The organism is Flagellimonas maritima (assembly GCF_003269425.1).
Classification (GTDB): domain Bacteria; phylum Bacteroidota; class Bacteroidia; order Flavobacteriales; family Flavobacteriaceae; genus Flagellimonas; species Flagellimonas maritima.
Genome location: NZ_CP030104.1, coordinates 3556549 through 3568627, shown reverse-complemented (window position 1 = coordinate 3568627; position 12079 = coordinate 3556549). Strand labels below are relative to the sequence as shown.

Genomic DNA, 12079 nt, shown 5'->3' with positions numbered 1-12079 from the left:
ACTTAGAATTAAATTTAAATCAATAATTCATGAGTTAATCGTTAAAAAATCAACAAGAACAATAAAAGAATGTTAGGTAAACATTAACTGGCAAGTGTGTTTTTGAAAACGGTTTAGAACGTCTACCTTTGCCGCTTATCGAATTTTCAATGATATGGCAGGTAACACTTTTGGACAGCTCTTTAAACTTACCTCATTCGGAGAATCCCATGGAAAAGCCATAGGCGGTGTCATAGACGGCTGTCCTGCAGGAATTTTATTGGATTTGGAGAAAATACAATCTGAACTGGAAAGAAGAAAACCTGGTCAATCTAAGATTGTTACCCAACGTAAGGAACCGGATGTTGTAGAAATATATTCAGGTATTTTTGAAGGGAAGACCACGGGAACACCAATAGGCTTTGCAATATATAATACCAATCAAAAATCCAAGGATTATTCCCATATAAAGGATTCATACCGCCCTTCACATGCAGACTATGTATACGACAAAAAGTATGGATTTAGAGACTATAGGGGTGGTGGAAGAAGCTCCGCGCGTGAAACTGCAAGTAGAGTAGTGGCGGGAGCTATTGCCAAGCAATTTTTAAAAGATGTAAAAATCAATGCATTTGTATCCCAAGTTGGCAAAATAAAGCTTGAAAAGAATTATACACAACTCGATTTTTCCAATATAGAGTCGAATGCAGTTCGTTGTCCAGATATTGAAATGGCAGGACAGATGGAAGATTATATCAAATCCATTAAAAAAGAAGGTGATACCGTAGGTGGTGTAATCACTTGTGTGATCCAAAATGTACCTATTGGTTTGGGAGAGCCTGTTTTTGATAAACTACATGCAGAATTGGGCAAAGCCATGTTATCCATAAATGCCGTAAAAGGGTTTGAGTATGGTAGCGGTTTTGAGGGGGTTTTGATGAAAGGCAGTGCACACAATGACCAGTTCAATGAAGACGGTACTACAAAAACCAATCGTAGTGGAGGAGTTCAGGGCGGAATCACCAACGGTATGGACATTTACTTTAATGTAGCTTTTAAACCTGTTGCCACCGTACTCCAATCCTATGAAACTATCAACAAAGAAGGTGAAAAAGTAACCACCCAAGGTAAAGGTAGGCATGATCCATGCGTTGTTCCACGGGCGGTGCCCATAGTTGAAGCAATGGCGGCCATCGTATTGGCGGATTACATGCTTTTGGCACGCAGTAATAAAATATAATCCTTAGTTAGCGGATTTTCCATTCAAAATAGTATCTTACTTTCCTAAAATTTATATATGCGTAAACTAGAACTGCATTGGCAGATTCTTATTGGTATGGTGCTAGGCATACTGTTCGGATTTGTAATGACCCAGATCAGTTGGGGAAAAGATTTTGTTTCGGACTGGATACAGCCCATAGGAACCATTTTCGTAAAACTTTTAAAACTTATCGCAATTCCTTTGATTATCGCTTCTTTGATTAAGGGAATTTCTGACTTAAAAGATATTTCCAAATTTAGGAATATTGGTTTGCGCACAATTCTAATCTATATTGGAACCACGGTCGTCGCAATTACAATAGGGCTTGTTTTGGTAAATATCATTCAACCGGGTGATGGCATATCAGAGGATACCATAACCAAGTTGACCGATACTTATGCTAATGACAAAGGGGTTACGGATAAGTTAGCGGAGGCATCAAAGCAAAAGGATAGTGGACCTTTACAGTTTTTGGAGGATATGGTCCCAGAGAATGCCCTTGCTGCATTGAGCGACAATACTCTTATGCTTCAGGTCATCTTTTTTACTATCTTCTTAGGTATTTCAATGTTGCTTATTGGAGAAAAAAGAGCCAAGCCCCTAAAAGATTTTTTCGATGCATTGAACGATGTGGTACTAAAAATGGTGGATTTGATAATGTTAACCGCACCTTATGCCGTCTTTGCACTATTGGCGGGTGTTGTGGTCTCTTCAAGCGACCCAGATCTTTTACTGGCCCTGCTCAAATATGCAGGTGTTGTTGTATTCGGTCTTTTGCTAATGGTTGTTTTTTATTTGATAGTGGTCTCGGTCTTTACCAAAAAGAATCCGTTCTGGTTTTTAAAGCAGATCAGTCCTGCACAATTGTTGGCTTTCTCAACTAGCTCTAGCGCTGCGACCTTACCTGTAACGATGGAACGGGTAGAGGAACATATAGGTGTTGACAAAGAAGTGTCAAGTTTTGTATTGCCGGTAGGCGCAACCATAAATATGGATGGAACAAGTTTGTACCAAGGTGTGGCAGCTGTTTTTATATCACAGGCATTGGGTTTTGATCTTACCTTTGGAGACCAATTAACAATAGTTTTAACAGCTTTATTGGCATCAATCGGTTCTGCTGCCGTTCCTGGAGCGGGAATGGTGATGCTGGTCATAGTGTTGGAATCCATAGGGTTTCCTGCGGATAAACTCGCCATTGGTTTGGCATTGATTTTTGCAGTGGATAGGCCTTTGGATATGTGCAGAACCGTTGTTAACGTTACAGGTGATGCAACTGTTTCCATGATGGTAGCCAAATCAGTTGGTAAATTGGGAAACCCTAAAATACAAGAGTGGGACGACCATTTAGATGAAGTAAGGTAATTGTACCTTTTTGATTGAGAAGAGAATAGTAACCAAAACTGCTAGTTGAAGATGAATATTTGTTTTTTAATGTATCCTTGGGATGAAATAAATCCAGAGAAAGACACAAGCTTGGCACTTATCCATGAGTGTGTAAAACGCAAGCATGGGGTTGCCATCTGCACTCCTGCCAATCTGACCATTCGAAATAGTGTAACCAGTGCCTTTTGTACAGTTATCAATAAAATGGACAAAGTTTCCAGCAGTCTAAAAACTTTCTATAAACAAGCCTCATTACGTGAGGAAATGCTTCCCTTAGCTGGTTTCGATGTTATTTTTATGAGGGCCAATCCACCGTTGGATCCATTGATGCTAAATTTTCTGGATTCTGTAAAGGATGATGTTTTTATCGTGAATTCCCTTCAAGGTCTAAGAGAAGCGAATAATAAGCTCTATACTGCTGCATTTGGTGATAGCCATAGTAACATTATTCCAGCAACACACGTTTCAAAAAACAAGAACTATTTGGTAAAACAAATCAACGAATCCAAATCAGAAAAGATGATTCTGAAACCGTTGAACGGTTTTGGAGGTTCAGGGGTGATTCTCATAGAGAAATCGGCCATGAGCAATATAAAATCACTTTTGGATTTTTATGTTACAAATTCTGATGGCACTTCAAATTACGTTATACTCCAAGAATATATTGAGGGTGCGGACCAAGGTGATGTTCGTATTCTTTTACTGAACGGGGAACCTATAGGCGCCATGAGAAGGATTCCCGGCTCGGATGATCATCGCTCCAACGTTAGTGCAGGTGGATCGGTCGCAAAACATACCTTGTCCAAACAGGAAAAGGCTTTGTGCAAGCAAATCGGCCCCAAATTGGTCAATGATGGGCTTTACTTTGTGGGCATTGATGTCATTGGCGGAAAACTGGTCGAGGTCAATGTGATGTCACCTGGCGGAATTACCTATATGAACAAAGTTTATAAAACGAAGATTCAATCAAAAGTCATAGATTTTGTAGAGAGCAAGGTAATGGACAAATTGCAGGCGTTCGATAGAAGATCAAGACTACGTAGCGAGGTTGAAAATGCATAGATATTCCATAGAAGAAATCTTAAATGCTATAGAAGAAAGAAAATGCTTTGAGGCAGTTTCCGACGACTATTCATTCACTATAAAGGTCGAGAGTTATGTCCCCTTTGTTTGTGGGGCAGTTCATGACGGGCATCAATTCAGAAAACCGCTATGGGACAATTGCTTGCATACTGAGTATGAACGATGGTACGAGGAAGACCCTTGTACGAAAGAAATGATACAGAGCTTTCCCATTATAATTGCTGGATGTGACAGCCGTTTTGAATATGATCTTAATAGAGAACCGGAACGTGCTATTTACGACGATGCTTGGGGGAAACAGTTATGGGAAAAACCTTTGACAGAACACGAAAAAGTGACCAGCCTACAAAAACACGCTAATTTTTATAAGGTGGTACATGAACTTATTTCCAAGTTACAGACTGATTTTAAAAAAGTAATCGTTTTTGACATACACAGTTACAATTGGAAGCGTTGGGATAGGGAAGTACCCGTTTGGAATCTTGGAACTACCAACATTGATACAGAACGATATGGAGGTTTGACGGAAAAGTGGCGTGCAAAATTAGGTGGTATGGTGTTGCCGAACGGTATAAAATCTACTTCCAAAATAAACGATACTTTTCATGGCAATGGGTATTTTTTAAAATATATCACTGAAAATTTTAAGGATACCTTGGTCTTGGCCACAGAAATATCAAAAATATATTGTGATGAACATACAGGAATTATTTATCCAGAAGTGGTCAGATCTGTAGAAGAACAATTAAAGCTACTAATTCCTGAAATGGTAGAAGAATTTGAAAAAGCAAATGTATGATTGGTGCAAAGGAGATAAAAGGACTAGAAAAAGAATACGGCAACCTCTTTGAAATCGATGCCAATCTGGACCGTTTGGTAAGACGTATTGAACTACTGAGCTACATCAACCCATTAAATATAGAAAAAGAAAAACATCGTTTTTTTGCTTCAAAGTTCACGATCGAACCTCGTTTTAAATACCCAAAGCTAAAATTTAACCCCTATAAACTGCACCGTCTCTTCTTTTCACAGCGATTGGAACGTATTACAGATGACAAATTAAGGCAGTTGTACCAAGATATCATATACCATTATGCCAATATGATACAGTGCATCGAAACAATTGGTAAGGGCAAGGCTTTTTATTATAATTCGCTGAGGGTATATGGAACGCCAAGGGAACGGGATGTACAAAATGCCAGATTTATTTTACATTATGCAAATACACCAGATTCTTCAGATATGGAAAAAGTGTTTTCGCCCATGGAAGCCAAAGCATATTTTGAAGATTTCAGTGAACAGTACGGTTTTCCGTTGCACATAAAGTTTTCTACACATATTGCGGCAGATGCAATGGTGAGCAATAGTTCGCGGACGCTTATCATAAAAAAGAATGCCAAATTCAGTAAGAATCAATTGCTGACACTTGCAAATCACGAAATCGGGGTTCATTTGGTCACAACGTTCAATGGATTGGAACAGCCTTTAAAAATCTTTTCCAATGGTTTCCCCAAAAATGTAGAAACGCAGGAAGGTCTGGCGGTTTTTAGTGAATATATGGGGGGTGCCTTAACTTTAAAACGTTTAAAAGAATTGGCATACAGGGTTTTGGCAGCAGATAGTTTGATTAAAGGATATTCTTTTGCCGACACTTTTGATTTGATTCATGGACAATATAAACTGAACAAAGAAGAAGCTTTTGCCATTACGCTAAGAGTGCATAGGGGAGGGGGATTTACCAAAGACCGATTGTATTTAAGTGGTCTTAGAAAAATCTATAAAAAGTATCAGATGGAAGAAAGTCTTGCAACTTTGTTGTCCGGTAAAGTTTCTTTGGAAAGTGAAGAGACCATCCGATATCTTAAAACCCTAGGACTGGCACAACCAATTACACACAAAAGCCAGTCTTTCACACAAAAACTGAACACCAATACAACTTTGGACTTTATTTTGAATAATCTTAAATAAAACCCAACCCGTATGAAGTTCTTTCAAAATCTCCTAATTTTTCTTTTTTGCACAGTTGCTATTTTTTCGTCAAAAGCACAAACCGATACTATTCAACCGCAGAAATGGTATACCTACTTAGGTATGGAAAGGCTTATGAGCATTTCGGAACATGATGATAAGTTTATACTTGACCTAGTATCCAATGATACCCTGTTGACCAATTCGGAAGCAGCAGCAGACACAATTCATATTATTAAAAAATTGGATGAAAACCACTTTATTATCCAAAAATCATCAAGAAGCAATTATGGCTTACTAAAAAGGACCAAGTTCGCTGGCGACGAAATGATAAGCGTGGGTACCTATGCTGAAGGTGAAACCTTGGAAAGTGTAGAGAAAAAATACAATGAAGGCATGTTACCATCTTGGAAGTCGCTGGAAGAACGTTATTTCTACTCAAAATACAAAATAGAGAAACTAAAGAATGCACCAGGTCTTGACCAAATAACCCGCAAAGATTTGTTGACCTCCTTACAATGGCGTAAACCTTTGGGAGAAAAACTTAAGATGTATCTAGAAGACTCAAATGGAGAGAGGACATACAGGGTACATAGATTTGTTAAAGACTTCCGAAATCGAAAATTTATAGAACTCGGGTATAATCCTTATTTAGATATACCATATAATTTTGAGAAGCAGTTTGAAGGTGATGAAGAGGTACAAAGATTATTGACGGAAGAGATTTCGTTCGATTAAACAAGAGCGGTTTATCTTCAAATACGGTAAACCGCTCTTGTTTATGGTTATAAGTTTGCTGAAGTCAATACCTGATCTAAAACATATTGCATAGCGGTTTTCCAATCCTCTTGACCGCTACTGGCCAAACCTGATTGCGAAGTGCGCTCGTCGATAAATTTTGTTGCATATTTCTCGCTCGCCATTCCACCATAGACAATAAGTTCTATTTCATACCTTACGGTAGATTCCGTATTGGCGGGCGTATTTTGACTATCAAAAAAACCTGAGCTCTTTGTTTTTGGCTCGTCCGTGATTTCCTTCACTTCAATCATCACAAGATATTCAGATTTTAATACATTCTGTAATCTATCAACTGGAGTATCCTTTAATTGTTGAAAACCAACATTACCATCGACCAGCATTTTTATGGTGGCTGACATTTCCTGAACATTTATTGGTGATGATAAATTTTTACGGGAAAGATAATCGGTTGCAAACTTTGTTATCTTGCTTGAAGTCTCCTTGTTGTAAACATCATTCTTATAAAAACTTAAAGGTATTACAGACAGTTTGTTATCGTCATAATTAGGTCCAAGATAGATTTCTTCTTGTGGAAGTGGTTTGACTATTTCAGCATCATCAACATTTTTATCCGGCGTGGTTTGCATAGCTGTTCCAGCTGTACCACTACCAAAATTCTGCGTTCTTCCACTGGAAAAAACAATTTTTTCAAGCTGGTCGACACCTATTTCATTAATAAGTGTTTCTCCAGGATAACTGAAACTGATGCTAGATGCTGTCACCTTGGAAACCTTACCTTGAATAATTTCACCTGATTTAGTGAACAGTATGTCATTTACATTGCCCGTCTGGGCAAAAGTCACTATAGAAAGTGATAAAAAGAGTAGTAGAATTAATTTTCTCATTTCTTGAATTTTTTTTTGTTTTGAAAAGGGCTACAGCCACATAGTATCTTCAATGAAGAAGTGTTTTCGCTCTTTTGAATATTATCCGGGAATAATTTCAATACCTTGCAAAATCACTATAAATCAAAGGAATGTTCTTTAAATAACTCACAAAATCAATGCCAGTATTGAAAATAGTTAAGTTAAAAAATTGAATTTTGAGTGTTTTGCTTATTATTTAAGATAAATTTTGAGTTCCTCGCAAAATATCACGTTTCACGATTAAGTTTAGCCACGGTAAAACTTATAAATTATTTGATTTTATGGCCTTAAAAGTAGCTCGTTCAGGAAGAGAAAATTAAACTATCCTAAAAATTTTGCCCGTAGTTCAGGAGTAGGAATCATGCATGCATCTTTTTGGCCGAACCATCTGTATCGATTTCGAGCAACAAAATTATATACGGCATCCCTAAAGCTTTTGGGTATCCAAGTAAAGACATTGACAATTTTCCAAACACCCCCAAAACTTTTGGCAATATTTAGAGCAGCATCTGATTTTGTATAATAAGCTACCCCTGGTTCCACCAAAATGATGGAATCCACTTTAGAAATATCAATTGCACGTTCATCGATAAGTTTTTGCCCAACCTGACTTTGCAATGCTGCGTAGCGGAAAATATCTTTTTTGTCCCGTTTTATGACAAACTGGATTGAACTATTGCAAAGATTGCAAACACCGTCAAAGAGGATGATTTTTTTACCTTTTTCGTCCATGTTGTCATTGCCATGAAGGCATGAAGTTGATTTTTTTATATACTTCAAAGATACATATCGTTGCGTTGAAATTCCATTTTTTTAAAAAGCGTTTACAGTATCAGATAAAATGGAGCATTTTATGCCAATTCTAATTTAACAGGAATAGATAGCAATAAAAATGGTGCGAGTCGATTTTTTCAAATATGAGAATATTTTCAATCTGTCCAAACTTTTGCGTATGGAATATCACTTATACTTACGGTTTTCCAGTTTTTGGTGATATTCTCGTGTTGGGCACGAGAAACATGGTAAATCATAAATATGATAACAAAAAAGAAAACAACTCTTTTCATCTATTGGATTCGATTTAGTTCAACTTACACGTACAGGTGCTTATATAAAATAGTAGATTGGTGAACGCATACTTCCCAACTAAATTAATGGATTTAAAATGTATTTAATCTTAGTCCTTTGTTTCAGGGAATTTTATTTTAATATTCCTTGGTTGATTAAAATATCTGCAACCGCCTTTACTTTGCGATAAGCTTCTCCTGAACCAATATTTGAAAGCACAATTATTGCAATTCCTTCATCTGGAAATCGCAATAATTGAGAACTAATTCCCCAATCTCCTCCATCCCAAGCAACTATTTTTCGTCCTTTAAAATCTCCAATGTAAAGACCAAAAGCTTGATTATCTCTATTGTGGTTAAACTTAGGGGTTTTGTGCATCAGGTCATAAAACTCCTGTCCGCCAAAACGTTTACTTATCATATTGGCGCTCCATTTCAGCAAATCATCAATAGTGGTTACCACTCCACTTCCCCCATAATGAGGTGAATTTCTTGGATGCCGAATATATTTTCCATCTTCTTTGAGGGTTATGCCATAATCAGTATAACCATCCAAATATTCTTTTGTTCTGGGATTGTAGGGAGTGACTCTATTTTTGATTATTTGTGTTATGTCATCATTGATAAGGGTATTTTTCATTCCCAATGGCTCAAATAATTGCTTTTTTGCAAATTCACTAAAAGATTGGCCACTTATTTTTTCAACAATTTTTGTGAGCAACATAAAATTTACGTTGCAATAGTCCCATTTTTCTCCAGGCGTAAATTGTAGGGTCTCTTCATTGAGAGATGTAGAAATACATTCATCAATATCGAAGTAGTTAAATGTAACCCAAGACTTGCCACTTTTTCGTTTTAGGCGCGGGTAGTCCTTGATTCCACTCGTATTATAGATAAGATGTTTAATCCGTATGGTGTCCGCGTACTTTCCTAATTCTGGAATAAAGTCAGCAGCAACGGATTCCAATGATATCTTGTTTTCTAAAATCAGTAGCGCTATACAGGCCGCGGTGAATTGTTTTGAAACCGAGGCGATACTAAATGCTGAATTCGATTCTATGGGTATGTTGTAATCCAAATTAGCTGAACCATAGCCGTTTTTATAAAGTGTTTTTCCATTTTTTGATATTCCGATGGCATAGCCTGGGGAATTCAAAGTATCAAAGTCAGAAAACAATGTGTCAATTTGGATTTTTACGGAACCAGAAAGTTCGCTCTTTTGGCCAATCTGACCATAACTTGTTAACGTTATTAAGCTTAGAAGGAGTATGGTTGTATTTCTCATTTCGCACTGTTCATAGGCTTTGTTATGCTAGGTTATTTCTCGGGCTGTTTTTCCGCAATCAACTCTTTAAAGTAGTTTGACACTTTTGAAGTGCCTGACTTTCCATCATCATCAACATTTGATAAAATCACTACCGTATAATTGTCTTTCATAAAATCCATGAGTTCGCCTCGAACCCCATACCAACCTCCACTATGACCTTGAATGGTTTGGTTATACCTCAAATCAATATCAATTCCATATCCTAGATTAGTATTGTAACCTTTAACTTTAGGTACAAACATCAACGCTGTTGTTTCTTTACCCAGTAATTGATAATTTCTTAATGCTTTCGAAAATTTAAATAAATCCTCAACAGTTGAGTAATGAAATCCAGCGGGAGAGGTTTTGGCAAGATAATATTCATTTTTTCTAGGGGTTTTATCTTCTTGTAAAAATGTAGTATAACCGCTTGCTTTATTCTGTACAACTGCATCAATATCCAATTCCGAGGTATTTGTCATTTCTGCAATTTTAAAAATGTTCTCCCTTACGTAGTCATAGTAGTTGTGTCCGCTTGCTTTCTCGATAATAAGACCAAGAATTACAAAACCTGATGCACTATAGTCGTATTTAGTTCCGGGTTTTGATAATAAAGTGTCGTTTTTAAAACGTTCAGCAAAATCAGATACGTTTTTGTACTTGAGATTATTGGTTTTCCAAAAGTCTAAATTATTATTGTTTCCAGAAGTATGTGTCAGAAGTTGATGGATTGTTACAGAATCCCTAACCAGTTTGTTGGGGTAATCAGGTAAGTATGTGCCAATTGGTTTTTTTAGTTCAACTTTACCATTTTCGTAAAGTTGCAAGGTTGCTACTGCTGTAATCATTTTTGTAATCGATGCAATGTTGAATTTGGTATCCACTTTATTTTGAATTCCATATTCTATGTTCGCAAGTCCAAAAGCTCTTTTTTCGATTACTTTATCATTATGTGCAACCAAAATTGCTCCTGAAAAATCACTTGGTTTTAAATTGTCCAAAAAAGATTTTATTTCAGCGTCCTTGGTTTGTCCAAAAGCAAAAATGGTCAGCATTAAAAATGTCGTAATTGTGTAAATTTTTATTTTGATTATCATTAATGTTTTTAATGCGGTATAACGGTAAATTATAAGAATAGTATCGGATTTTAGACCCTTACATTTCCGTTTGTTACTGTTGTACGATTTATAAATTTTCATTTTGACTCAAGCGATTAAACCGCTATCCTCCTTACACATTGTTAGCAACTGGCTTTTCAATGTCTTCAAAAAAATCATTAAAATCAATCTGAAGTAATTTTTCAATATTTTCAGAACTTTCTTTTAGCGTATAAATTCCAAAAGCAAGTTGTTTTTGGTAATTAAAAACTGTTTTGTTTAAGACTTTAGAGAATTGGCTTTCTAATTTTTGAAAATTTGGTTTTTGCTTGTTTACGTCTATGTGCGTTCCATTATATGCGATTAAAAAAGCAAAGTTTTCTTTAGGATATTTTTGCCATATTTTCTCCCAATTAGGACTTTGTTCTTCTTGGAAATGTTTGTAAGGGTTTATGTTTAGACTATGATATACCATATTGCCTAAGCCCATTCCGCCATAACGCATAGCATTTATCTCGATTGGAATCAAATCTGTGGATAATTTAAATTCTGTATGAAGCGTTATTTTTTTTAATTGTAATTTTTTGTTGATTTCAACAAAAAAATCCATTGCCTTGTCATACACTTTTTCAAAAACATTTTTGTTCGTGTAATAGAGCATATGTAAATATTCAGAATACTTAGGAATGGGGTGGTAGTAGATGTTTACAATATGCGGATTACCTTTAGAATCAAAAAACATATCTACGGCATATTCTTCCCCCTCTATAAAGTCTTCGAGTATAAATTGCGATTGAGACAAAACATTTTCAGAAAGTATTGCTGAATTTTTTTTAATCTCTGTTTTTATTTCTTCAATAACCCTATCTATATCACTGTTCTCATCTATTGTTTTTACTGCTGTTCCAAAACATCCTTTTACGGGTTTTAAAATTTTCTTTGATGTCAATTTTAGTTTTATAATATCTTTAAGCTCTACGGTTTGGTATTTTAGTGAAGGAAACATGTCTGTTAATAAATCACGAAATAGATATTTATCTTTCATTGATTTTATGGCATTCACTTTTAAATCATCGTCAATCTTGCATAGAACATTCTCTAAAGTGGCTTCAGAGGTAATACATATTTTATTAGAGTTTATTATATTTTCAGGTAGCTTTAGAAAATCATCTTCCTGAATTACTATCATTCCTTTTGTGTCTGGTATTGTCTCCAATGCTCCAGATTCTGCATTTTTTGGAAACACTAAATAAAGTAAGTTGTCCATA

Annotated in this window: 11 protein-coding genes; 6 read left to right on the top strand and 5 right to left on the bottom strand. The window is 36.1% G+C overall.

Features of this window, described 5'->3' with window-relative positions:
• Positions 1-154 precede the first annotated feature (154 nt).
• The 6 genes from aroC to HME9304_RS15860 are packed head-to-tail and all read left to right on the top strand — an operon-like array spanning position 155 to position 6412.
• Entirely contained in the window at positions 155-1219 is a 1065-nt protein-coding gene (gene aroC / locus HME9304_RS15885; RefSeq protein WP_112379507.1) for a chorismate synthase, read from the top strand.
• A 57-nt stretch (positions 1220-1276) separates the two neighbouring features.
• Positions 1277-2602 carry a dicarboxylate/amino acid:cation symporter gene (locus HME9304_RS15880; RefSeq protein WP_112379506.1) on the top strand — a complete coding sequence of 442 codons (1326 nt, stop codon included), beginning with the start codon at positions 1277-1279 and terminating at the stop codon, positions 2600-2602.
• A gap of 51 nt (positions 2603-2653) precedes the next feature.
• A complete protein-coding gene (gshB, locus tag HME9304_RS15875; protein ID WP_112379874.1) occupies positions 2654-3685 on the top strand; it encodes a glutathione synthase in 1032 nt (343 codons plus the stop codon).
• Positions 3678-4505: an N-formylglutamate amidohydrolase gene (locus tag HME9304_RS15870; protein ID WP_112379505.1), complete on the top strand. Its 828-nt coding sequence runs from the start codon at positions 3678-3680 to the stop codon at positions 4503-4505. The genes gshB and HME9304_RS15870 overlap by 8 nt, the downstream gene beginning before the upstream one ends.
• Positions 4502-5674 (top strand): flavohemoglobin expression-modulating QEGLA motif protein, encoded by a 1173-nt coding sequence (locus HME9304_RS15865; RefSeq protein ID WP_112379504.1) that lies wholly within the window; start codon positions 4502-4504, stop codon positions 5672-5674. The genes HME9304_RS15870 and HME9304_RS15865 overlap by 4 nt, the downstream gene beginning before the upstream one ends.
• Positions 5675-5686: 12 nt before the next feature.
• Entirely contained in the window at positions 5687-6412 is a 726-nt protein-coding gene (locus tag HME9304_RS15860) for a hypothetical protein (RefSeq protein WP_112379503.1), read from the top strand.
• A gap of 47 nt (positions 6413-6459) precedes the next feature.
• Here HME9304_RS15860 and HME9304_RS15855 read toward each other — a convergent pair whose 3' ends face one another.
• The 5 genes from HME9304_RS15855 to HME9304_RS15835 all read right to left on the bottom strand — a co-directional run bounded on the left by HME9304_RS15855 (position 6460) and on the right by HME9304_RS15835 (position 12078).
• Entirely contained in the window at positions 6460-7320 is an 861-nt protein-coding gene (locus tag HME9304_RS15855) for a hypothetical protein (RefSeq protein ID WP_123877555.1), read from the bottom strand.
• A 342-nt stretch (positions 7321-7662) separates the two neighbouring features.
• Positions 7663-8073, bottom strand: coding sequence for a thiol-disulfide oxidoreductase DCC family protein (locus tag HME9304_RS15850; RefSeq protein ID WP_112379873.1), 411 nt, complete (start codon positions 8071-8073; stop codon positions 7663-7665).
• Positions 8074-8541: 468 nt separating this feature from the next.
• Complete coding sequence (locus tag HME9304_RS15845) at positions 8542-9693, bottom strand: serine hydrolase domain-containing protein (protein ID WP_112379501.1); 1152 nt, start codon at positions 9691-9693, stop codon at positions 8542-8544.
• A 32-nt stretch (positions 9694-9725) separates the two neighbouring features.
• Entirely contained in the window at positions 9726-10913 is a 1188-nt protein-coding gene (locus HME9304_RS15840; protein WP_239023326.1) for a serine hydrolase domain-containing protein, read from the bottom strand.
• Between the two features lie 31 nt (positions 10914-10944).
• Positions 10945-12078 (bottom strand): ATP-grasp domain-containing protein, encoded by a 1134-nt coding sequence (locus HME9304_RS15835; protein ID WP_112379499.1) that lies wholly within the window; start codon positions 12076-12078, stop codon positions 10945-10947.
• Position 12079: the final 1 nt, after the last annotated feature.